22 protein-coding genes and 1 tRNA gene are annotated in these 23,545 nt (G+C 58.1%); 7 read left to right on the top strand and 16 right to left on the bottom strand.

The window, feature by feature from the left end:
• The gene (locus PMI23_RS12560) at positions 1–2,889 is read left to right on the top strand and encodes an ATP-binding protein (RefSeq protein WP_007913513.1); all 2,889 of its coding nucleotides are present in this window, start codon (positions 1–3) and stop codon (positions 2,887–2,889) included.
• Here PMI23_RS12560 and PMI23_RS12555 read toward each other — a convergent pair.
• On the bottom strand, positions 2,866–4,323 hold the full coding sequence (locus PMI23_RS12555; protein ID WP_007913511.1) for an ATP-binding protein: 1,458 nt from the start codon (positions 4,321–4,323) through the stop codon (positions 2,866–2,868). The two genes, PMI23_RS12560 and PMI23_RS12555, sit on opposite strands and share 24 nt — an antisense overlap.
• A gap of 90 nt (positions 4,324–4,413) precedes the next feature.
• Positions 4,414–5,364 (bottom strand): GlxA family transcriptional regulator, encoded by a 951-nt coding sequence (locus PMI23_RS12550; protein ID WP_007913509.1) that lies wholly within the window; start codon positions 5,362–5,364, stop codon positions 4,414–4,416.
• A 215-nt stretch (positions 5,365–5,579) separates the two neighbouring features.
• On the opposite strand from PMI23_RS12550, the gene PMI23_RS12545 reads away from it, so the two are divergent.
• Complete coding sequence (locus PMI23_RS12545; RefSeq protein WP_007913508.1) at positions 5,580–6,302, top strand: pirin family protein; 723 nt, start codon at positions 5,580–5,582, stop codon at positions 6,300–6,302.
• A gap of 49 nt (positions 6,303–6,351) precedes the next feature.
• On the opposite strand, the gene PMI23_RS12540 is transcribed toward PMI23_RS12545, so the two are convergent.
• Together PMI23_RS12540 and PMI23_RS12535 are read right to left on the bottom strand one after the other, a co-directional pair.
• Positions 6,352–6,816 (bottom strand): hypothetical protein, encoded by a 465-nt coding sequence (locus PMI23_RS12540; protein WP_238539533.1) that lies wholly within the window; start codon positions 6,814–6,816, stop codon positions 6,352–6,354.
• A 177-nt stretch (positions 6,817–6,993) separates the two neighbouring features.
• The gene (locus PMI23_RS12535; protein WP_007913506.1) at positions 6,994–7,869 is read right to left on the bottom strand and encodes a LysR family transcriptional regulator; all 876 of its coding nucleotides are present in this window, start codon (positions 7,867–7,869) and stop codon (positions 6,994–6,996) included.
• A gap of 111 nt (positions 7,870–7,980) precedes the next feature.
• Here PMI23_RS12535 and PMI23_RS12530 point away from each other — a divergent pair, with 111 nt between their 5' ends.
• From PMI23_RS12530 to PMI23_RS12520, 3 genes are all read left to right on the top strand, one after another.
• The gene (locus PMI23_RS12530; protein ID WP_007913505.1) at positions 7,981–9,180 is read left to right on the top strand and encodes a YbfB/YjiJ family MFS transporter; all 1,200 of its coding nucleotides are present in this window, start codon (positions 7,981–7,983) and stop codon (positions 9,178–9,180) included.
• A gap of 61 nt (positions 9,181–9,241) precedes the next feature.
• Positions 9,242–10,240, top strand: a complete 999-nt coding sequence (locus PMI23_RS12525; protein WP_007913504.1) for an NAD(P)H-quinone oxidoreductase — start codon at positions 9,242–9,244, stop codon at positions 10,238–10,240.
• A gap of 112 nt (positions 10,241–10,352) precedes the next feature.
• Positions 10,353–11,297 (top strand): alpha/beta hydrolase, encoded by a 945-nt coding sequence (locus PMI23_RS12520; protein WP_007913502.1) that lies wholly within the window; start codon positions 10,353–10,355, stop codon positions 11,295–11,297.
• On the opposite strand, the gene PMI23_RS12515 is transcribed toward PMI23_RS12520, so the two are convergent.
• Positions 11,294–13,105, bottom strand: a complete 1,812-nt coding sequence (locus PMI23_RS12515) for an ABC transporter ATP-binding protein (RefSeq protein ID WP_007913497.1) — start codon at positions 13,103–13,105, stop codon at positions 11,294–11,296. The two genes, PMI23_RS12520 and PMI23_RS12515, sit on opposite strands and share 4 nt — an antisense overlap.
• A 223-nt stretch (positions 13,106–13,328) precedes the next feature.
• Here PMI23_RS12515 and PMI23_RS12510 point away from each other — a divergent pair, with 223 nt between their 5' ends.
• A complete protein-coding gene (locus tag PMI23_RS12510; RefSeq protein ID WP_007913495.1) occupies positions 13,329–13,742 on the top strand; it encodes a VOC family protein in 414 nt (137 codons plus the stop codon).
• Positions 13,743–13,799: 57 nt separating this feature from the next.
• Here PMI23_RS12510 and PMI23_RS12505 read toward each other — a convergent pair whose 3' ends face one another.
• Complete coding sequence (locus PMI23_RS12505; protein ID WP_007913493.1) at positions 13,800–14,129, bottom strand: hypothetical protein; 330 nt, start codon at positions 14,127–14,129, stop codon at positions 13,800–13,802.
• A gap of 154 nt (positions 14,130–14,283) precedes the next feature.
• Between PMI23_RS12505 and PMI23_RS12500 the strand changes: the two genes are divergently transcribed.
• Complete coding sequence (locus PMI23_RS12500; RefSeq protein WP_007913492.1) at positions 14,284–14,559, top strand: hypothetical protein; 276 nt, start codon at positions 14,284–14,286, stop codon at positions 14,557–14,559.
• A gap of 336 nt (positions 14,560–14,895) precedes the next feature.
• Here PMI23_RS12500 and PMI23_RS12495 read toward each other — a convergent pair whose 3' ends face one another.
• The 10 genes from PMI23_RS12495 to thrS form a co-directional block, all read right to left on the bottom strand.
• Positions 14,896–15,357, bottom strand: coding sequence for a hypothetical protein (locus tag PMI23_RS12495; protein ID WP_007913491.1), 462 nt, complete (start codon positions 15,355–15,357; stop codon positions 14,896–14,898).
• 519 nt (positions 15,358–15,876) lie between these two features.
• Positions 15,877–15,953: transfer RNA gene (locus PMI23_RS12490), tRNA-Pro, on the bottom strand.
• 89 nt (positions 15,954–16,042) lie between these two features.
• Positions 16,043–16,399, bottom strand: coding sequence for a MerR family transcriptional regulator (locus tag PMI23_RS12485; protein WP_003179985.1), 357 nt, complete (start codon positions 16,397–16,399; stop codon positions 16,043–16,045).
• Entirely contained in the window at positions 16,380–16,682 is a 303-nt protein-coding gene (gene ihfA, locus PMI23_RS12480) for an integration host factor subunit alpha (protein WP_002553164.1), read from the bottom strand. The genes PMI23_RS12485 and ihfA overlap by 20 nt, the downstream gene beginning before the upstream one ends.
• Before the next feature lie 3 nt (positions 16,683–16,685).
• On the bottom strand, positions 16,686–19,064 hold the full coding sequence (pheT, locus tag PMI23_RS12475) for a phenylalanine--tRNA ligase subunit beta (RefSeq protein ID WP_007913490.1): 2,379 nt from the start codon (positions 19,062–19,064) through the stop codon (positions 16,686–16,688).
• A gap of 26 nt (positions 19,065–19,090) precedes the next feature.
• The gene (gene pheS, locus PMI23_RS12470) at positions 19,091–20,107 is read right to left on the bottom strand and encodes a phenylalanine--tRNA ligase subunit alpha (RefSeq protein WP_003226365.1); all 1,017 of its coding nucleotides are present in this window, start codon (positions 20,105–20,107) and stop codon (positions 19,091–19,093) included.
• A gap of 109 nt (positions 20,108–20,216) precedes the next feature.
• Entirely contained in the window at positions 20,217–20,573 is a 357-nt protein-coding gene (gene rplT, locus PMI23_RS12465; protein ID WP_007913489.1) for a 50S ribosomal protein L20, read from the bottom strand.
• 28 nt (positions 20,574–20,601) lie between these two features.
• Positions 20,602–20,796, bottom strand: a complete 195-nt coding sequence (gene rpmI, locus PMI23_RS12460; protein WP_002553160.1) for a 50S ribosomal protein L35 — start codon at positions 20,794–20,796, stop codon at positions 20,602–20,604.
• A gap of 60 nt (positions 20,797–20,856) precedes the next feature.
• On the bottom strand, positions 20,857–21,408 hold the full coding sequence (gene infC / locus PMI23_RS12455) for a translation initiation factor IF-3 (RefSeq protein WP_171057393.1): 552 nt from the start codon (positions 21,406–21,408) through the stop codon (positions 20,857–20,859).
• Positions 21,408–23,330 (bottom strand): threonine--tRNA ligase, encoded by a 1,923-nt coding sequence (thrS, locus tag PMI23_RS12450; protein WP_007913488.1) that lies wholly within the window; start codon positions 23,328–23,330, stop codon positions 21,408–21,410. Before thrS ends, infC begins: the two co-directional genes overlap by 1 nt.
• Positions 23,331–23,545: the final 215 nt, after the last annotated feature.

Below are 23,545 nucleotides of genomic sequence, written 5' to 3'. Positions count from 1 at the left end.
TTGAGTCTTTCACCGAATCAGGCCCTCGGTTTTGGCCCTTATCGGATTCATCCCGGGCAACGTTTGGTACTCGAAGGCGAGCAGCCGTTGCGTCTGGGCCGACGGGCGATGGACATCCTCCTGATTCTGCTGGCGCATGCCGGCGAAGTGGTGAGCAAGCAACAATTGATGGCAGGGGTCTGGCCGGACACTGTCGTTGAAGACATCAACTTGCGTGTGCACATGGCGGCGCTGCGCAAGGCGCTCGGTGACGGTCAGGCCGGCCAGCGTTACATCATCACCGTGGCGCAGCGGGGTTACAGTTTCGTCGCACCGGTTTTGCTGAAATCCATGGAGGAGCGCCCTGTGGGCAATGCTGGCGGTCGACACAATCTGCCCTTGCGGCGCACGCGGATGATCGGCCGCCAGCCGCTGGTCGACAGCTTGATGACGCAACTGCCGCGCCAACGCTGCATCACCCTGGTCGGCCCCGGCGGGATCGGTAAAACCACGGTGGCCCTGCGGGTAGCCGAACAGTTGATCGGGCACTATCGCGACGGCATTCGTCTGGTGGATCTGGCACCTCTGAGCGATCCCCGGCTGATCTGTTCACACTTGGCCGCCCTGCTTGATCTGGCACTTCTCGAAGGCGACCCGCAGACAGCACTGGTCAAAGGCCTGCAACAACGGCAGATGCTGTTGTTACTCGACAACTGCGAGCATTTGATCGATGCCGTCGCAGCGCTTAGTGAAAGCATTCTGCGTGGGGCGCCGCACGTGCATATCCTCGCCACCAGCCGCGAAAATCTGCGGGCCGAAGGCGAGTACGTACAGCGTCTGGACTCCCTCGAATACCCGCCGATGACGACGATGCTGGATCGTGAGCTAACGCTGAATTTTTCGGCGCTGCAGTTGTTCGTCGAACGAGCGACGGCCGCGCAGGAAAGCTTCGAACTGAACGATGCCCAGTTGCCACAGGCAATCGAGATCTGCCATCGGCTCGACGGCATTCCACTGGCATTGGAACTGGCGGCAGCGCAGGTCACCGAACTCGGACTGGATGGTCTGCTGAGCCAACTGCAAGGCCGTTTACCGCCGCTGGCAGCGGGCAATCAAAGCAGTCTGGAGCGTCATCTCACTCTGCGCGCAACGCTGGACTGGAGTTTCAATCTGCTCGATCGCTGCGAACAAACCTGCCTGCGTCGTCTGGGCGTGTTTCGTGGTGGTTTTACCCTCGAGTCGGCGGCAGCCGTTATCGTCGGTCAGCAGATCGACCCCGGCATGGTGTTTGTGTCGATCACGCAACTGGTGGCCAAATCCCTGCTCGCCGTCGAGGTCGGTGACGAGGACGTGTTCTACCGCTTGCTCGACACCACCCGACGTTACGCGCTGGAAAAACTCGATCACGCCGCCGAATGCGAGGAAACCCGCGAACGCCATGCCGAACGCTGTCTGGCGTTGATGCAGCAGGCGCAGAACGATTGGGAAAACACGCCGACCTTGTTATGGATCGATCGCTACGCCCGAGGGCTGGAAGATTTGCGCGCAGCACTGGACTGGAGCCTGAACGGTGTCGGCCCTGGTGGTTTGGGGATTCGGCTGACGGCGGCGTCGGCACCCTTGTGGCAGGAGTTGTCGCTGCTCAAGGAGTACGGCGCCTATGTGCGCCGGGCGCTGAGCCTGTTTGATGAACTGCACGAACCCTGCCCGCGCCTGAAAGTCGCCCTCAAACTGGCCCTTGGCAGTGCCTGCTACCACACGTGGGGTGGCACGGCGGAAACCATCCAGGCCTTCGCCGAAGCCCGCCAGTTGGCCCACGAGCACGACGACGTTGCCGGACAATTGCGCGCAGTCTCCGGGCACATGGCGGTCAACCTCAGTTGCGGGCACTACCGCATGGCGCTGGCACAGAGCGAGCACTTCGACCGCCTCGGCCTGCACGGCGACCCGCTGTTGTCACTGAGTACCCACCGCTTGCGCGTATTGGCTCTGCATTATGCCGGCGACCAATTGCAGGCGCGCATCCACGCCGAACAGGTCCTCCAGCGCATGGCGCACAGTGGTCATGTCAACCGCTTCACTCATGGCTTTGGCGTGCAGTACGACCAAAGCGTCGCGTCGCTGACGGTGCTGGCACGGGTGTTGTGGATGCAGGGTCTGCCAGAGCAAGCGTGGCGCACGGCGCGGCAGGCACTGGACATTGCCGTGCAAATCGACCATGGCACTTCGATTTGCTACACCCTGGCGCTGGCCAGTTGCCTGATCGCTCATTACAACGGCGATCAGCAAAACGCCCGGGCGCTATTGCAGTTGCTGCTCGAGCAGTCGCAGAAACATTCGGTGCTGCTGTTCAACACTTGGGCGCGGCACTACGCGCAGGTGATCGAACCACAAGTCAGTGCGCCTGTGTCGACAGGCAGCGGCGGGCTGATCGGGGAAATCATGGTGACTCTGGATGACCGTTTTGTCGACGACGCGCTGCTTGAGCGGGCGCTGAGTGGTGATGCGGGGTGGAGTACGGCGGAGATTCTGCGGGCTCGGGCGGATGCGTTATTGAAGGGAGGGATGGTTTGTCTGGGCGGGCCTCTTCGCGAGCAGGCTCGCTCCCACACTGGTTCCGAGTACATCCAGAATTCCTGTGGGAGCGAGCTTGCTCGCGAAGGGGCCATTCAGGAAGCCGAAGCACTCCTGCAACAATCCCTGACCATCGCCCGCACTCAAGGCGCGCTCTCCTGGGAACTGCGCAGCGCCACTTCATTGGCGCAACTCTGGCAGCGTCAGTCACGCTGTCGCGAGGCGCTGGATTTGCTCAGTCCGATCTATCAACGTTTCACCGAGGGCTACGCGACCCCGGACCTGCGCAAGGTGCACTTGCTGATCGACGAATTACGCGAGGGCGCGCACGTCTGAAGCCCGGCGAATCCGCTTGATGTAACGTGCATGCCGGCGTTCAAGATCAATCCCCTCACCACTGCGCTCAAGTTCCGTGCGGGCATAGCACCGGGTGGTATTGAGCATCCGGTACCGGCCTGCACTGGCGCCGCGTTCCAGTGACAGCCAAGACTTCTGCGCCAGGCCTTCGATGATCGCGGCCAACTCCGACACAGCCAGTCGCGGGCAACTGATCACCGCCAACGCAGCCTCCAGCGTAAACGCCAGTTTGAACACCGATAGGCGTTGCAGCACGCGTTGCTCCTGCTCACTCAAGCATTGATAGCTCCAGTCGAGTGCCGCCTGCATGGATTGGTGCCGCGCCACTGCAGTGCGCCGGCCATGGCTGAGTACTTGCAGGCCGTTGGCCATTTGCGCTTGCAAACCTACCAGCGCCAGCGCATCGATCTGCGCCGCCGCCAGTTCGATCGCCAGCGGCAAACCATCGAGTTGACGACAGATCTCAAGCACGGCACTGACATCCTGCTCGCGCAAGCGGAAATCATGCTGTCGCGCCCGCGCACGGCTGACGAACAACTGCACCGAGGAATGTCCCATGGCTTCAGTGATGCAATTGGCTGCCGAGCGCTTCGGAATGGCCAGCGCTGGAACACGCTGCAGAGTTTCCAGACTGACCTGTAAGGCTTCACGACTGGTGGCGAGGATCGACAGTCGAGGCGCGGCTTCGAGCAACGTTTCAACCGCTAATCTGCAAGCATCGCGACGGTGGTCACAGTTATCCAGCAGCAGCAACGCATGGCGAGTCGACAGCCCGGTCAAATCGCTCTTCAGGGTGCGCAGCACATGGTCGAGCAGCGGCGTGTGGTCGTCGATCAAGCTCAGATCTACTTGCCATACACCGTCTCTGTAGTACTGCAAAAGCAGTTCCGCGACCCGCAGCGCCACGGTGGACTTACCTACGCCCGGCGTTCCGGTGATGGTCATCAACCGACACAGCGGCATTTGTCGCACCAACCCGCCAACCAGCGAGTCACGACCGGTGACCGAGGTCAGTCGCGCTGGCAAATTATGCTGGGGTGTCTGCAAGCCCTCGAAAACCACTTGCGCGGCGCTGTCGCAGCGGACCGGGGCGATAAAGCTGTAACCGCATTGTGGTACATGGACGATGTAACGCTGACCGTTCTCGCCGTCACCCAACGCTCGCCTGAGCGCCGCAATGTGCACGCGCAGGTTGATCTCCTCGACCACCGACGTCGGCCATACCAGCGCGATCAACTGCTCCTTTCTGACCACTCGACCGGCACGCTCGACCAGCACTTGCAGAATGTCCAGCGCACGACCGCCCATGCGCAAGGGCCGATCTCCATCGAGTATCAGCCGTTGCCGCAGATGGAAGGCGTAAGGGCCGAAATGCAGCACCGACGCCGTGTTCAAATCGTTGAGGCTATCCATGCCAACTATCTTGGCAGCCTCAGATGACGCGACAACCGCTACACGAGGCGCAGCACGGACATCCGAGTGCGCCAGACGGACACAAGCGCTCTAGCTGAACTGTTCGCGGTATTGCGCAGGGGTCAGGCCGAGCTTTTCGGCAAACAGTGAACGCATGTGCCGCACACTGCCGAAACCACTTTTGTAAGCCACGGTTTTAAGCGGCAGATCACTGGTTTCCAGCAGATTGCGCGCGCAATCGATGCGCGCACTTTGCAGAAACTCCATCGGCGTCATGTGGATGTCGCGGGTGAACACCCGCGCAAAATGCCGCGCACTCATGTTGGCAATGGCGGCCATGCGCTCGACCGTAAAGGCTTCGTCGAGATGCTCCAGCACATAGCTTTGTGCGCGGGTGATCGGCGTTTCCTGTGGCGCCACTGCAGCCATCAGCGGACTGAACTGCGCTTGACCGCCCTGCCGCTTCATCACCACCAGCAGGACTTTGGCCACATCCTGGGCGAGCTTTTTGCCGTGATCGCGGGCGATCACGGCCAGCGCCATATCGATGCCGGCAGTGACGCCACCCGAGGTGATCAGATTGCGATCCTCGACATAGATCTGATCGGTCGTGACATGGGCTTTGGGGAATCCCTTGATCAGGCGTTCGGTGTAGTTCCAGTGCGTGGTCACACGGTAGCCATCAAGTAATCCGGCATGCCCCAACACAAACGCGCCGGTGCAGATCGAACCGTAATATTCAACGCGCCGGACGGCGTCTTTGAGCCAGGCAAACAACGACGGAAACTGCTGGTTGTAGGCACCGGGGCCTCCCGGCACCAGCAGCAAATCATAACGTTCGGTGTCGCCGCCAATGGTCCGGTCCGCCTGCACCATCACACCATTGGAGGCCCGCAGCGGTCCATCTTCGGTGCCAAGCGTGATCAATTGATAATGCGCATCGGGTTTCAGATACCGATTGGCAACCGAAAAAACCTCCAATGGCCCGGCCATGTCGAGCAGGAGAAAGTCGGGGAACAGCACCATTGCCACGGTTTTCATGGGAGGACATCACTTCAATCAAAGAAACATGAGACAGGCCAGACATTATGGCCAACTGTAGCCGTTTGAGCGCAAAAGTTTTGTGTGACGGCTATCGCAAAACTGTCAACCTGAAAGGGACAGTCTTTCAATTTTCATCTACTTATTGCGCAATCCAGTAAACAGTAACCTTCTCCTCACTCGGACGAATTCACGTCCCGCAAGGAGATTTCATCATGCTGACTCTTCGCAAAGCCTCCGATCGTGGCCTCGCCAATCATGGCTGGTTGAAGTCCTTTCACACCTTTTCCTTCGCCAGCTATCGCAACCCTCGCGAACAGGGTTTTTCCGACCTGCTGGTGATTAACGATGACCGCGTTGCCGCGGGCAAAGGCTTCGGCCAGCACCCGCATCGCGACATGGAGATCTTTTCCTATGTGCTGGAAGGTGCGCTGGAACACAAGGACACGCTGGGCACCGGTTCGGTCATTCGTCCAGGCGACGTACAATTAATGAGCGCAGGCAGCGGCGTGGCGCATAGTGAGTTCAACCATTCAGCGATCAAACCGGTGCACTTCCTGCAGATCTGGATTGTGCCGGAGGTTGCCGGAGCCAAACCGCGCTATCAACAAGAGCATTTCAGCGCCGAGAAAAAACGCGGTCGCCTGCAGTTGATCATTTCGCCGGACGGCAAGCACGGTTCGCTCAAGGTGCGTCAGGATGCACGGGTCTTCGCCGGGCTGTTCGACGGCAAGGAAAGCGCCACACTGGAACTGGCTGCCAACCGCTATGCCTATGTGCATGTCGCGCGTGGCAGCGTTGAACTCAATGGCCAGCCATTGCACGAAGGTGACGGCGTGCGGGTTCGCGAAGAACAGTTGCTGACCTTGAGCAACGGTGTCGATGCCGAAGTGCTGGTGTTCGACCTGCGGCCGCAGGAATTGCCAGAGATGCCATGACGCGGTGTTTCAATGCTCACGAAAAACGGCCTTCTTTGAAGGCCGTTTTCTATTGTGCTGATTCGGGTGCTTGTTGCGAAGCAGGTCTTGGTGCGCCTATATCTTTACCTACCTGGATCGCCGCGAGTGTCGTCTGCAAGGTGGTTAACACCGCTGCCTGATTGGCGAAGTGCGCCCCCACGACGATGGTGATCATTCCGAGAAAATGGACGGCTGTCGTCGCCCAGTAATGCGCCTTCACTGTCGAGGCTTGTTTGATGGCTTCTTTTGAGTCTTCGGCGATTTGTTGTACACCGTCCCACATCAAATCGTATCGTTTGTCCCTCTCCGCCTGAGTCAAAAGATAAGCATCGATTTTTGCCGACACACCCTCGAACCGAGCGTCCATCCTGGTCTCAATGGTTTCGATCCGGGCATTGAATTCTTCACGGCTTATTGCGTTCATGGCTTGAGTATTCCGGCTTTTACTCGATAGATCACTGATTGGATTTTGACTGAATTCCGAGGTTTTCAATTCGACACCTTCCTGGGTCTACATACCGTCCCTGGTATTAAGTCGGTGAGTTTCCAACGCCCCTCACCGAGCTGATGAAACGGTAGGCCCCATCCAGAATGCTGACAAGCCGGGCGATTCTGCCTCTGGTGTAGGCCGTTTCGTCAGAGGTTGTAGCCCTGCCAAAACAGCATCTACCTATTCATTCTCCGACGCGAACACATCGACAATCTGCTCAATCACCGCCCTCACCCGCGCGGTGTGGCGCAGGTCCGCGTGGGTTACCAGCCATACCTCATACGGGAGCGGCGTAGTGCGCTCCGGCCATAGCCTGATCAAGCCATCGCGCTCACCCATGTATACCGGGATTTCTCCTACACCCAACCCTGCTGCAATCGAACGACGGACGAGCAAACTGGAACTGAGGCTGGCGACGATCCGACCGCGACTCAACGGCTCCGATACCAACGTCAGGTCCTTTTTGCCTTGCAGATACGGTTGATAAACCACCAGATCATGCCCTTCAAATGCCGTGCCCGGCGGCGGCACTCCATTGGCATCTATATAGGCTTGGGAAGCAAACAGCCCCACCGGCCATCGGGCAATGCGCCGGGCAATCAGGTCAGGGTTGTCCGGCCGGGTGTTGCGCACGGCGATATCCGCCTCACGCTTGGCCAGGCTGAGAATCTGTGTGGACGCATCCAGTTGCACGCGCACGTGCGGGTGCTGCTCGTGCAAGCGGGCAATCGCCGGAATCAGAAAATCGATGGCCAGCGAATCCGTGGTGCTGACGCGCACCGTGCCAGTCAGACGATCGTCCAAGCCTTGAATCTGCCGCTCCAGCTCCAGCGCCGAATGCTCCATTTTCTCCACGCTTTTAAGCGCTGCTTCGCCGACCGCCGTCAACGCGTACCCGTCAGAGGTGCGCAGGAACAACGTCGCGCTCAGGGACTTTTCCAGTGCCGTGATGCGCCGCCCGACGGTTGCCTGATCCACCGCCAAAACCCTCGCTGCACCGCGCAGCGTCGATTCGCGGCAAACGGCAAGAAATACCCGTGCGTCATCCCAATTCATGCTGTCTCCAGGCGATGCAAATTCGCATCAGCGTGCCGCTTAATCGCTGCATTAACGCAGCAACGATAGCCGATATGCTGAATGCCATAAACCTTCCGCGAGATCGCTATCATGCGCACTTCAACCTCCACCGGTATCTGGCTCTCGATCTTCGCTGGCCTCTGCGCCAGCCTGGTCAGCATCGGACTGGCGCGTTTCGCTTACACCCCGTTGATCCCTTCGCTGATTGAGGCGCAGTGGTTCAGCGCCAATGATGTGGTCTACCTCGGAGCCGCCAATCTGGTGGGTTATCTGATCGGCGCCCTGCTCGGCCGGCCTGCAGCACGCCAACTCGGCAATAAAAATGCCTTGCGGCTGATGATGCTGGTGGTCACGGCGGCATTTTTTGCCTGCGCGTTTCCGTTGTCGGTGAGCTGGTTCTTCGGCTGGCGGCTGCTGTCCGGGATTGCCGGCGGCGCGATCATGGTTCTAGTGGCCGCGACAGTACTGCCGCATGTCCCGGCGGCGCGTAAAGGGCTGGCCAGTGGCGCGATTTTTCTGGGTATCGGTCTTGGCATTGCCGGTTCCGGGACGCTGGTGCCACCGCTGTTGAGCCTTGGCTTGCAGGCAACGTGGCTGGGCCTGGGGGCTTTGGCCTTGTTGCTGACGGTGCTGAGCTGGTTTGCCTGGCCGTCTGATTTCCTGCACCCGGTCGTTGCGCAAGAAATAGTGCCCGTAGAACCAACACCGCGTGGTGTGTACTTGCTGTTCGCTCAATACGCTTTTATGGCAGCCGGCCTGGTGCCCGCCATGGTGTTTCTGGTGGATTACGTGGCGCGTGGACTCGGTGCCGGGGCGCATATCGGCGCGTTGATCTGGGTGATGTACGGCTTGGGCGCGATTGTCGGCCCGGTGAGTTATGGCTTTCTCGCCGATCAACTGGGCGCACGGTCCGGCATTCGTCTGGTGCTGGTGGTGCAGGCGATTGCCCTAGGACTGCTGGCGATCTCCCACTCGTTTCTGGCGCTGGCTTTGCTGGCGGTGATTCTCGGTTCATTTCCGCCGGGCATTGTGCCGCTGGCGCTGGCGCGGGTGCATGAATTGGTGCCGGAGCACCATCGCCAGCAAATCGCCTGGAGCCGTGCCACGGTGTCATTCGCCACGTTTCAGGCGCTGGCCGGGTTTGCCTATTCGGCGCTGTTCAATGCCAGCAGCGGGCATCACGCGTTGTTGTTCGTTATTGCCGCTGGCGCGATCGTCGTGGCGCTGCTGCTGGAGCAAGCCATGAAATGGCTGCCCGCCCCGGTTGAACGGCGCTGCTGTGCAAATTGAAGGGAATCATTGCTTGCGCAGCACGCTCCCACTTACACAACTCAAGCCAAGAGGAATCGATATGTCCCTGCCCAGCGAAATGACCCGAATCGAAATCACCGAGCCCGGTGGACCCGAGGTCTTGCAACCCCGCCGCGTACCGCTGCCAGTCGCCGCAGAGGGCGAGGTGTTGATCCGCGTACACGCCGCCGGAATCAACCGGCCGGACGCCTTGCAGCGCGCCGGCAAATACCCGATGAAACCCGGCATGAACCCGATTCCCGGGCTGGAGGTCGCCGGTGAAGTCGTGGCGCTCGGGGCGGGTGTCAATCAGTTCGCCGTGGGCGACAAAGTCTGCGCGCTGACCAATGGCGGCGGTTATGCCGAATACTGCGCCGTCCCCGCCGGCCAGACCCTGCCGATTCCCGACGGCCTGGACTGGGTGCTCGCCGCCGCGATCCCGGAAACCTTCTTTACCGTATGGGCCAACCTGTTCGGCCTCGGTGGCGCCAGCCGTGGTCAACGCGCATTGATTCATGGTGGCACCAGCGGCATCGGTACTACCGCACTGATGCTGTGCCGAGAATTCGGCATAGAAGCGTTTGCCACCGCCGGCAGCCCGGACAAATGCGCAGCGATCAGCAACCTTGGCGGCTTGCCGATCAACTATCGCGAGGAGGAGTTCGCCAAGGTCATCGCCGATAAAACCGCAGGCCAGGGCGTCAATGTGATCCTCGACATCATGGGCGGCTCGTATCTCAACGATAACGTCAGCGCTTTGGCGATGGATGGCCGTCTGGTCATGCTCGGTTTCCTCGGCGGCGCACGGGCCAACGACTTTGACCTGCTGGCAATGATGGCCAAACGCGCGGTGATCACCGGCTCCCTCTTGCGTGCCCGTACCGCTGCCGAAAAAGCCGCGATTGCCGATCAACTGCGCGAGCACGTATGGCCAGCACTGTCTGCCGGGCGCTGCCTGCCGATGATCGACAAGGTTTATTCACTCAACGACGCGGCTCAGGCTCACGCACACATGGAGGCTGGCGACCATATCGGCAAGATCGTGCTGCAGGTCGTGTAAGTCTTTGCAGCATTTGGTAATCGTTGCGCCGGGGCGGTGGTCGAAAAACTCACGCGCAGACCGAGGCATCTGGTAAAAAGCCTTCTTTGTCTGCGCCTGGGTGAAACGTTTAATGTTCCTGTCCTTCATGACGCGTCTGCGACGCCGCCGTTTGGCGTTTGCCTGCATGGCCGCGCTGATTATCGGCGTGCCGACCAGTTGTGCCGTACTCGAACACACCGAACGCAAACTGCTGTTTCGCATCGAACCGGGCACTGCCGGTTGGTATCGCGGCTTGCCCGGCAGCGTGCAGGAACTCGACCTGCAACCGAAGAGTTTCAAGGCCGGGGAAAACATTCATGCCTGGTGGTGGCCGGCGGAAAAGGCCAATGCGCCGGCCATTCTCTATCTGCATGGCGTGCGCTGGAACCTCACCGGGCAGTTGTTTCGCATCGAACAATTGCGCGCGGCGGGTTATTCGGTGTTGGCCATCGACTATCGCGGTTTCGGCAAGAGTCACGGTGATCTGCCATCGGAAAGCAGTGTCTACGAAGACGCACGCGTGGCGTGGGAGCGCTTCAAACTGCTGCAACCGGATCCGGCCAAACGCCTGATCTACGGGCATTCCCTGGGCGGCGCCGTGGCGATCGATCTGGCAGCGGAACTTGGGCAGGCCGCCGCCCGCGATCACTCCGCGCTACCCGTGCGCGGACTGGTGATCGAGTCCACGTTTACCACGCTGGCAGATGTCGCCGCCTCTGTGGCCAACACTTCATTGCCGGTGCGCTGGCTGCTGTCGCAGAAATTCGATTCGATCGACAAGATCGCCGACATTCACATGCCGCTGCTGGTGGTTCACGGTCTGGCTGATGCTTTCGTTCCTCCGCGCTTCAGCGAGCAACTGTTCAACGCCGCGCAACAGCCCAAGCGCCTGTTGTTGGTGCCAGGAGCGACGCACAACAACAGCATGGCGCTCGGCGGGCAGAATTATCGCAAGGCGCTCGACAGCCTGATGCAGAGCAAACCAGCGCCGCGGATGGCCGGACCGGCGACCGTGCGCAGCGGGCGGGACACTTAGCGGTAGCCGCGAGCCTGCAAATCGAACAGTTGCGCGTAATGCCCCGCAGCGGCGACCAGTTGATCGTGGCCACCCTGCTCCAGAATCCGGCCTTGTTGCAGGACGATGATGTGGTCGGCATTGCGCACGCTGGAAAAACGATGGGAAATCAGCAAGGTCATGCGCCCTTCGCTGTGCTGGCTGAAATGCTCGAACACCGCCGCTTCGGCCGCCGGATCAAGGGCGGAAGTCGGCTCATCGAGGATCAGAATGTCGGCCTCACGGCGCATGTACGCGCGGGACAAGGCAATTTTCTGCCACTGCCCGCCAGACAATTCCTGGCCCCCGGCAAACCAGCGTCCCAATTGCGTGGCATACCCCTTGTCCAGTCCTTCGATAAAGGGCGCCGCCATCCCTTGGGCAGCCGCCTCTTTCCATCGTTGCGAATCGTTGAACGCCAAGGTATCGCCGACGCCGATGTTTTCTCCGACGCTGAACTGATAGCGGATGTAGTCCTGAAAAATCACGCCAATACGTCGACGTAACGCGGTCTCCTGCCAATCCTGCAAATCACTGCCATCGAGCAGGATGCGCCCTTGATCAGGACGATAGAGCCGGGTCAGTAATTTGATCAGCGTGGTCTTGCCTGAACCGTTCTCTCCGACCAACGCCATGCTCTGGCCTGGCACCAGTTGCAGGTCAATATTTTCCAGTGCCGGTCGACTGGCACCCGGATAACGGAAACCGACGTTTTCGAAACGCAACCCATCGCCCGGGCAGGCACCGACCGTCAGGTGGCCGCTATCGACCTGAACCGGTTCGGCTAGATATTCATAAAGACTGGTCAGGTAGAGGCCGTCTTCGTACAGGCCGCTGATTGCACTCAGGCTGCTGCTCACCGCGCTTTGGCCTTGCTTGAACAACACCAGATACATGGTCATCTGGCCAAGACTGATCTGGCCATGCACAGCATCGATCACCACCCAGGCATAGGCCACGTAAAAAGCCGCCGTACCGAGCAGACCGAGGCCGAAACCCCAGCCATCGCGCCGCAACGTCAGACGTCGATCTTCGGCATACAACCTGGCGAACGTGTCGCGGTAGCGTTGCAGCAACAGTGGTGCAAAACCGAACAGCTTGACCTCTTTGATATAGGTTTCGTGGGACAGCAAGGTTTCGATGTAATTCTGCTGCCGACTCTCCGGCGCGCGGCGGGTGAACAGGCGAAAGGCGTCACCGGAAAAATGCGCCTCGGCAAAGAACACCGGCAATGCTCCGACCACCAGCAGCACCAGCGCCCAAGGGGAGAAATGCACCAGCAGCACACCAAAGCTGATCAGCATGATCAGGTTTTGAATCAAGCCCAACGACTTCATGACCAGCGCCAATGGCCGGGTCGAAGCCTCGCGACGCACACGCACCAGTTTGTCGTAGAACTCGGAGTTCTCGAACTGCACCAGTGACAGGGTCTGTGCTTTCTCCAGGATCAGCGTATTGACCTTCTGCCCTAACTGCACCCGCAACAGCGACTGCTGCACCGAGAGCGCCCGTTGCGTGCCGGACAACAGCGCCAACACCCCGGCCTCCAACAAAACGTAACGCAACACCGGCCACAGCGGCGCACTGCCGTGTTGCGCGTGCAGCTGCATCGCTGCGACCACGGCATCGACAATTCGCTGCCCCAACCACGCCGCCAGTGCCGGCAGCAGCCCGGCCACCAACGTTGCCAGCACCAGCCCCAGAAACAAGCCACGCGATGTCCCCCAGACCAGGCGCAAGGCGCGCTGCGCCTGATCGAACAAGGACGTGAAGCGTGATAGATCAGGCATGGGGCGTTGGACTCTGCAGGTGATGGTGGTGCGTCATGGTACTCCAGCGCTTGGACTGAATTTCACACAACGACCGCGTTATCGTCGAAGCGCTTTTCAGAACAAAAACATCTGGAAGACTCAGGCCTTTCCGGCGTCCAACGCTCTGCTATGTTTTAACCGCCTAACGCGGAACCCGGCGAACACCCGCCATGCTCCGCGCCTGACTGCCGGGAGCAGAGACATGAGAATCGACCCGTACCTGATCTTCAACGGTGACTGCCGCGAGGCCTTCACCTTTTACCAGCAAGCCTTGCAAGGAAAGCTCGAAGCGATGATGACATTCGGCGAGACACCCGCCGCCGAACATGTGCCCAAAGAACACCACAATCTGATCATCCACACCTGTCTGAAAGTGGGTGATCAGATGATCATGGCCTCGGACACCACACCCGACCGCCCGACTCAAGGCATGAGCGGCTGCTCGATTTCGCTGAATGTCGACAGCATCGCTGAAGCTGAGCAGGTGTTTAACGCTCTGGCCAAGGACGGCCGCATCGATATGCCGCTGGAGGCGACTTTCTGGGCGGTGCGCTTCGGCATGCTGGTGGATCGTTTTGGCGTATCGTGGATGGTCAATTGCGAGAGCGAAAAGTGAGACAAACTTTTCGCCAGGCATGAAAAAGCCCAACCGGTTCAGGTTGGGCTTTTTGCTTCAGCGCTGGGCCAGTTCGTGGCGTACGCATTGTTCATAATAGGTCTGCTTGACCGCTGCGGGTTTGAGCTTTGATGGACTGTCGTAGGTCTGCTCGGTGATCCCCATCGCAGTCATGCGCATCCACGGCTGCTGGAACTTGCGCACCTGCAGGCGTTTGCGCGCGCCATACAGCGAAATCCCCGCAAGCTTCGACTGCTGCGCGCCGGCGGCGATGTCCGAACCCCATACACAGGCAAAACGATGACTCTTGCTCAACTCTTTCGCCTGAACCCCACAGGCGATGACAGCCAGGGAAAGCGTTGCAACGGTTATGACAATCGTCCGCATATAGCCAACCTAACCTTTTGAAAAAAGGCGATTTTGCCGGGGAAGCGATAGTCCGGGGGCCAGCAATTTGCCTTCTCACCACTCGTCCGGTGGCCCGCACCTTTCGCCTCTCAGCACTTCCAAACTGAACACCCCTCAGTGGAGCGTACAGATAATGAACAAGAATATTGCTGCCCTGTCCCTCGCCAGTCTGCTGCTCATTGGCCCTGCCTGCACATTGGCTGCCGAGGAGACTAACGCTGGGTCTGCTGCCCCGCCGACCGCCCTGCCAGGAGTCAATTCCGGCAGCAAACAATCCAATGAAGAAAAGGCGAACAAGAAAGGCGAGGAATCGTCAGGCGGCAACGCAGGCGCGCAATCGCACGAAACGGAAAAGGACGCTGCGACTTCGAGTGACTCGGATGACATCAAGAAGAAGCCTGCACAATAGCCGTTCTTTTTCCGTCTCGCGGTGAGCTCCAAACATTGCAACTAGCGAGCCTGGCACCATGAATACACGCTAGCCGCGCTGGCATCGCATAAAGGGACACGTACTGAAAAGGCCAATACTGAATGCATTGGCCTTTTTAAATGAATTATACGACCGGGACAGAGTAACTCTGATAGTCGCTCAGTGGCACCTCCTGTTTGTGCTCGCCCCAAGCCCCACCCTTTATTGATTTGTAGTACCAGAAAAACCCACCGACAGCACAGCTACCAAAATTAAAATCGAACGAAACATGAGACCATCATAATCCCGCACAAATAGAAACGCCAAGAACCACTCTTAGTTCGTGAACTTGTCCTTTGTATATTGAGTACCAATGGGATCACCAAGAGAATTTGTCGGTGTTAGTGTCCGTCCTCCTGCAGAAACAAACCTAAGTTGGAGGGAACCGTCATTGTCATCAAGACCGTCAAACGTGTCATTGATCATCATCCACACATCCTCACCACCGCTGAACGCCCCTCGCAGACCCAGCGCCTCTGGCGATCCATGCTCACCGACTCTGAATATTGCCTGCCCCACTATTGCCTTCTCGCCGCTATAAGGATATTTCTTGTCCCCCTTATCAATATTCATAATGTAGTAGTTGCCCTTGCCTACACCATATCCTTTAGCATCACAGGTTCTGGCGTCTCGCTCGCGAGTATTGAAGCACCATGTACCATCTGCATAAAGATTGCCTGCCGAAGGGATTTTCCCGATACGTTGCCAGCCTTTATTCGCATGAATTTTACTTTCCATTTAGCAACACCTCATCAACAAAGAATAGAATTCTGCCTGCAGCAAAAAAAACTATAGTTCGATATTTTTTGGCGTCAAATAAACTTACGACCTATACACTTCTATATACCAGAGCTATAAAGCAACATCAGCACTATGGCGCTATTTCGAAAGTGTTAAGTTGTTAAAGCAAGAGACTTGATTACCCCCAAAAGACGCGACACGCTGGAAGTAATGTCGTCTGACATCGGAAATAATGGCTTTCATCGACATCTTGCCTGCCTGAAGCGCAATGAGTCTGCGGATGTCCGCGTTGGTGATGAGGTTACTCGCTGAGCATGCATTGGTGCAGTCGTGGCGAATACGACCGCATGACCCACGCAACCTGACGTCGCAGCCTTTGGCTGAGTCCGCATCGAGGTCAATCAGTTCGCGAGGACCGGCTCTGATCATCTTGAGGAGAAAACGAGATGCCCCCGCAAATTCCCCACGCATGAAAAAGCCCAACCTTTTCAGATTGGGCTAAGTCATTGAAAAATATGGTCGGGACGGAGTGATTCGAACACTCGACCCCTAGCACCCCATGCTAGTGCGCTACCGGACTGCGCTACGCCCCGACTGGTCTTGCAACTCGCTCTTCATCTCGAAGAACGCTCAAGAATATAGCGCAAGCGTTTGAAAACTGGAAGTATTCAAACGCTGCTTTTTATTTCTTGAGAACCACCAGTACATCTTCCAATTCGGCAATCATTTGCCGAATCATCTGCTTGTATTGGGTCGTGTCGTCTTTGGCTTCATCGCCGGACAAACGCAGGCGTGCGCCGCCGATGGTGAAACCCTGATCGTAAAGGAGCGCGCGGATCTGCCGGATCATCAGCACGTCCTGGCGCTGATAATACCGGCGGTTTCCGCGGCGTTTGACGGGGTTGAGTTGAGGAAACTCCTGCTCCCAGTAGCGCAGCACGTGTGGCTTTACGGCACACAGCTCGCTGACTTCACCGATGGTGAAGTAGCGTTTGCCCGGGATGACGGGTAGTTCGTCGTTATGACTTGGTTCCAGCATAAGCCTCAACTCGGGCCTTCAACTTCTGCCCTGGACGAAAGGTGACCACACGGCGAGCCGTGATCGGGATTTCTTCCCCCGTTTTCGGGTTGCGGCCAGGCCGCTGGCGTTTGTCCCGAAGGTCGAAATTGCCGAAACCGGACAATTTGACCTGCTCGTTGTCTTCAAGAGCGTGCCTGATTTCCTCGAAAAACAGTTCTACCAATTCCTTGGCTTCCCGCTTGTTCAGGCCCAGCTCTTCATACAGACGTTCCGCCATCTCAGCTTTCGTCAAAGCCCCCATACGTCACTTCCTTAACGTGGCGTTCAACCTTTGTTCGAGCGAGGTGAGGATATTTTGCGTCGTCGAATTCACCTCATCGTCAGTAAGAGTGCGCGATGGATGCTGCCAGGTCAAGCCAACTGCAAGGCTTTTTCTATCAGGATCAATACCTTTACCCTGATACACGTCAAACAGCCTGAGATCTGTGAGCCATTCGCCTGCATTTTCACGGATTACGTCCAGTACGGCTGCAGACGCGACGTCTTTGTGCGCAATCAGTGCAAGGTCACGACGCACTTCAGGAAAGCGCGACAACTCATGGAATTTCGGCATTTTACCGAGTGCCACTTCTGCCAGAACCAGTTCGAAAACGAAGACCGGACGATCCAGACCCAAGGCTTTCGACAATTCCGGGTGGATGGCACCGATGAAGCCGACTTCACGCCCTTCGCGCTCGATGCGCGCGGTTTGACCCGGGTGCAGCGCCGGGTGTTTGCCCGGTGCGAAGGTGAACGAATCCAGTGCACCGGCAAAGCCCAGTACGGCCTCCACGTCAGCTTTGACGTCGAAGAAATCGACAGTGTCGCGACCTTGCGCCCAGCCTTCCGGCAGGCGGCTACCGCAAACCACGCCGGACAGCATCGGCTCTTGCTTCAGACCTTCCAGCTGACCAACGAAGCGCAGACCGCTTTCGAACAGACGCACGCGATCTTGCTGGCGGTTGAGGTTGTGCTGCAGCGCTTTGACCAGACCCGGCCACAGCGACGAACGCATGGCGGCCATGTCATTGGAGATCGGATTGGCCAGCAACAGCGGCTCGACGCCCGGGTTGAACAGCTCGAACTGACGCGGATCGATGAAGCTGTAAGTGATCGCTTCCTGATAACCACGCGCTACCAACAGACGACGCAGTTCCGGCAGATCGCTACGCGCTTCAGCCTTGGCTTGCGGCGCCAGGCGCGCTTGCGGGTAACGAACCGGCAGACGGTTGTAGCCGTACAGACGGGCCAGCTCTTCGATCAGATCGACTTCCAGGCTGATGTCGAAGCGATGGCTTGGCACTTCTACTCGCCACTGGCCTTCACCGTCGGCAGCAATGCCAAGACCCAGGCCGCCGAGCAAACGCTCAACCTGGGCGGAATCCATTTCCATACCGAGCATCTGAGTGATGCGCTGGGAACGCAGAGTGATCGGCGCGATCGACGGCAGATGCTGCGCACTGACGGTCTCGATGATCGGGCCGGCTTCACCGCCAGTGATTTCCAGCAGCAGGCCAGTGGCGCGCTCCATGGCTTCACGGGCCAGTTGCCAATCGACGCCACGCTCGTAGCGGTGCGAAGCATCGGTGTGCAGGCCATAGGAACGGGCCTTGCCCGCCACTGCGATCTGATCGAAGAACGCACTTTCCAGAAATACGTCGCGAGTGGTCGCGGAAACACCACTGTGCTCACCACCCATCACACCGGCAATCGCCAGCGCGCGAGTGTGGTCAGCGATCACCAGCGTATCGCTACGCAGGCTGACTTCCTGACCGTCGAGCAGCACCAGCTTCTCGCCCTCTTCCGCCATGCGCACACGGATGCCGCCATTGATTTCGGCAAGATCGAAGGCGTGCAGCGGCTGACCCAGTTCGAGCATCACGTAATTGGTGATGTCGACGGCAGCGTCGATGCTGCGCACGTCAGCGCGACGCAGACGCTCAACCATCCACAGCGGCGTCGGTCTGGACAGATCAACGTTGCGGATAACGCGGCCCAGGTAACGTGGGCACGCGGCAGGCGCCAGCACTTCTACCGAACGCACTTCGTCGTGCACGGCAGGAGTGGCCATGACCACCGGACGGGTCACCGGCGCGTCGTACAGCGCGCCGACTTCACGAGCCAGACCAGCCAGGGACAGGCAGTCGCCGCGGTTCGGGGTCAGGTCGACCTCGATGCTGGCGTCTTCCAGACTCAGATACACACGGAAGTCTTCGCCCACCGGCGCATCAGCCGGCAGCTCCATCAGACCGTCGTTGCCTTCACCGACCTGCAACTCGGCTTGCGAGCACAGCATGCCGTTGGACTCGACGCCGCGCAGTTTGGCTTTCTTGATCTTGAAGTCGCCCGGCAGCTCAGCGCCAATCATGGCGAACGGAATCTTCAGGCCCGGACGCACGTTTGGCGCACCGCACACGACCTGGAAGGTTTCCGCGCCATTGCTGACCTGGCACACGCGCAACTTGTCGGCATCAGGGTGTTGCTCGGTGCTCAGCACCTCGCCCACGACCACGCAGCTGAAAACACCGGCAGCCGGAGTCACGCTATCGACCTCCAGACCAGCCATCGACAGACGAGCAACCAGCTCGTCGCGATTTACCTGCGGGCTAACCCAGCCACGCAGCCATTGTTCACTGAATTTCATCCTGCTCTCCTAAGAATTCGTTACGACTAGCGAAATTGCGCGAGGAACCGCAAGTCGTTGTCGAAGAACAGACGCAAGTCGTTCACGCCGTAACGGAGCATGGCCAGACGCTCGACGCCCATGCCGAAAGCAAAGCCGGAGAACTCTTCCGGGTCGATGCCGGACATGCGCAGCACGTTGGGGTGAACCATGCCGCAGCCCATCACTTCCAGCCAGCCGGTTTGCTTGCAGACACGGCAGCCTTTACCGCTGCACATCACGCATTCCATGTCGACTTCAGCGGATGGTTCGGTGAACGGGAAGTACGAAGGACGGAAACGTACGGCCAGCTCTTTTTCGAAGAACACCCGCAGGAATTCTTCGATGGTGCCTTTGAGATCGGCAAAATTGATGTCGCGATCAACCAGCAGGCCTTCGACCTGGTGGAACATCGGCGAGTGAGTGATATCGGAGTCACTGCGATACACGCGGCCTGGGCAGACGATGCGGATCGGCGGCTGCTTCGATTCCATGGTGCGGACCTGTACCGGCGAGGTATGGGTGCGCAGCAGCATGTTGGCATTGAAATAGAAGGTGTCATGCATCGACCGGGCCGGGTGATGGCCTGGGATGTTGAGCGCTTCAAAGTTGTGATAGTCGTCTTCGACCTCAGGGCCTTCGGCAATGCCGTAGCCGATGCGGGTGAAGAACTGTTCAACACGTTCCAGAGTCCGGGTCACCGGATGCAGACCACCGGAGGTCTGACCACGGCCCGGCAACGTCACGTCAATGGATTCGGCAGACAGTTTGGCAGCCAGTTCGGCTTCTTCAAACAGAGCCATGCGCGCATTGAGAACGCCTGTAACACGTTCCTTGGCAACGTTGATCAGCGCACCGACTTGCGGACGCTCTTCTGCCGGCAAATTCCCCAGGGTCTTCATCACCTGAGTCAATTCACCCTTTTTGCCAAGGTATTGAACCCGGATTTGCTCCAGGGCATTGATATCTTCAGCGCTTTGCACAGCCTCTAGTGCTTGAGAGACCAGCGCATCCAGGTTTTCCATGTACAGACTCCAGATACAAAATAGGGGAAGAGCTTGAAGGCTCTTCCCCTATTTAAGACGTTTACCACCTGGCCCCACGGAAGTGAGGCCGGGTGATTGTCGGGGGTACTTAAGCCAAGGTGGCTTTAGCTTTCTCGACAATCGCAGCAAACACCGCTTTTTCGTTCACTGCCAGATCAGCCAGAACCTTACGGTCGATCTCGATGGACGCTTTTTTCAGGCCAGCGATGAAACGGCTGTAGGACAGACCGTTAACACGAGCACCAGCGTTGATACGAGCGATCCACAGAGCGCGGAACTGACGTTTTTTCTGACGACGGTCACGGTAGGCGTATTGGCCTGCCTTGATTACCGCTTGCTTGGCAACACGGAATACGCGGGAGCGTGCGCCGTAGTAGCCTTTAGCAAGTTTCAGAATTTTTTTGTGACGCTTACGGGCAATGACGCCACGCTTTACACGAGCCATGAGTTACTTCCTCTATTCTTGACTAAAATTAACGAAGGCGCAGCATGCGCTCGACTTTTGCCACGTCAGACGGATGCAGCAAGCTGCTACCGCGCAGTTGACGCTTACGCTTGGTCGACATTTTAGTCAGGATGTGGCTCTTGAAAGCGTGCTTGTGCTTGATACCGTTAGCAGTTTTCAGAAACCGCTTAGCAGCACCACTTTTGGTTTTCATTTTTGGCATGTTCGGATACTCCGCATTCAGTTGATAAACATAATCAGAAGGCCTGCCGTGCCCTGTTGATTACTTCTTCTTTTTCGGGGCGATGACCATGATCAGCTGGCGTCCTTCCATCTTAGGATGCTGTTCGACCGAACCGTACTCGAGCAGGTCAGCTTCAACCCGCTTGAGGAGTTCCATCCCCAGCTCCTGGTGGGCCATCTCACGGCCGCGGAATCGCAAGGATACCTTGGCCCTGTCCCCATCACTCAGGAAACGTACCAGGTTGCGCAGTTTTACCTGGTAATCCCCTTCCTCCGTCCCTGGACGAAACTTGATTTCTTTTACCTGAATCTGCTTCTGGTTCTTCTTCGCCGCGGCAACCTGCTTCTTCTTTTCGAAGATCGATTTGCCGTAATCCATCACACGGCAAACCGGTGGGATTGCGTCTGCGGAGATTTCCACCAGATCAAGCTTTGCTTCTTCAGCAATACGAAGCGCTTCATCAATCGAGACGATGCCAATCTGCTCGCCATCAGCGCCAATTAACCGAACCTCGCGTGCCGAGATATTCTCGTTGATCGGGGCTTTCGGTGCAGCTCGTTTATCTTGTCTCATTTCACGCTTAATAATAATTACTCCGAATCTGGGCGACCACGCCGGGAAACCGCTTGCGCGAGAAACTCAGCGAACTGGGCGACGGGCATCGAGCCCAGGTCAGCACCTTCACGAGTACGCACAGCGACAGTCTGCATCTCGACTTCCTTATCTCCGATAACCAAAAGATAGGGAACCTTGAGCAAAGTATGCTCGCGGATTTTAAAGCCGATCTTTTCATTTCTCAAGTCGGACTTGGCACGAAATCCGCTTTCGTTGAGAGTTTTTTCAACTTCTGCAACAAAATCTGCCTGTTTATCAGTGATATTCATGATCACCGCCTGCGTTGGCGCGAGCCAGGCAGGGAACGCACCTTCGTAGTGCTCGATCAGAATCCCGACGAAACGCTCGAAGGAACCGAGGATCGCACGGTGCAACATCACTGGGTGTTTGCGGCTGTTGTCTTCAGAGACGTATTCAGCGCCCAAACGGACAGGCAGGTTAAAATCGAGCTGCAGAGTACCACATTGCCAGACGCGGCCGAGGCAGTCTTTCAGCGAGAATTCGATCTTCGGACCGTAGAATGCACCCTCACCCGGCTGCAGATCGTACGGCAGGCCCGCAGAATCAAGGGCTGCAGCCAGTGCGGCTTCAGCGCGATCCCACAGTTCGTCGGAACCGACGCGTTTTTCCGGACGAGTGGACAGTTTCATCTCGACATCGGTAAAGCCGAAGTCACGATAAACATCCATGGTCAGCTTGATGAACGCTGCGGATTCGGCCTGCATCTGCTCTTCAGTGCAGAAGATGTGGGCGTCGTCCTGAGTGAACGCACGTACGCGCATGATGCCGTGCAGCGCACCCGACGGCTCGTTGCGGTGGCAAGCACCGAACTCGGCCAGACGCATCGGCAGTTCGCGGTAGCTCTTCAGACCTTGGTTGAACACCTGCACGTGGCATGGGCAGTTCATTGGCTTGATGGCGTAGTCGCGGTTTTCCGACTGGGTGGTGAACATGTTGTCGGCGTAGTTGGCCCAGTGCCCGGATTTCTCCCACAGGCTGCGGTCAACGACTTGAGGAGTCTTGATTTCAAGGTAGCCGTTATCGCGCTGGATCTTGCGCATGTATTGCTCGAGCACCTGGTACAGAGTCCAGCCGTTCGGGTGCCAGAACACCATGCCCGGGGATTCTTCCTGGGTGTGGAACAGGCCCAGACGCTTGCCGATCTTGCGGTGATCGCGCTTTTCAGCTTCTTCAATGCGCTGGATGTAAGCCGCCAGCTGCTTTTTGTCTGCCCAAGCGGTGCCGTAAACGCGCTGCAATTGCTCGTTCTTGGCGTCGCCGCGCCAGTAGGCACCGGACAGTTTGGTCAGCTTGAAGGATTTCAGGAAGCGGGTGTTCGGCACGTGCGGACCGCGGCACATATCGACGTATTCTTCGTGATAGTACAGGCCCATGGCCTGCTCGTTCGGCATGTCCTCGACCAGGCGCAACTTGTAGTCTTCGCCACGGGCCTTGAACACTTCGATCACTTCAGCACGCGGAGTGACTTTCTTGATGACGTCGTAATCTTTCTCGATCAGCTGCTGCATGCGCTGCTCGATAGCAGCCATGTCGTCCGGCGTGAAAGGACGCTCGAAGGCGATATCGTAATAGAAGCCTTCGTCGATGACCGGCCCGATGACCATCTTCGCAGTCGGGTACAACTGCTTGACCGCGTGGCCAACCAGGTGGGCGCAAGAGTGACGAATGATCTCCAGCCCCTCTTCATCCTTTGGCGTGATGATTTGCAGGGTCGCGTCGCTGCTGATGATGTCGCTGGCGTCGACCAGTTGGCCATTGACCTTGCCGGCCAGAGTGGCTTTGGCCAGACCGGCACCAATGGATGCGGCGACCTCGGCTACGGAAACCGGGTGATCGAATGAACGTTGACTGCCGTCGGGAAGAGTAATAGTTGGCATGGCGCCTCCTCTCCTAGTGGTGACCCCTACCAAAGGTCACGTGGGTTGGGATGAGCCAGTACAAGATCCGATCCAGGCCATTCAATGACGAACGCCTGCCTTACAGCGGCAGGAGCCTTGCGGCCAACCGGAAAACCGAACCAGAGTGACTGGGATTCAAATCGAAATATACGTACGTTGACCGCTGCCGGGACTGAAGGTCTGCCGGAGCCTGA

The organism is Pseudomonas sp. GM24 (assembly GCF_000282235.1).
Taxonomy (GTDB): Bacteria; Pseudomonadota; Gammaproteobacteria; order Pseudomonadales; family Pseudomonadaceae; genus Aquipseudomonas.
Note: the sequence above shows the minus strand (reverse complement) of the source record. Positions and strands in the feature narration are given on the sequence as shown.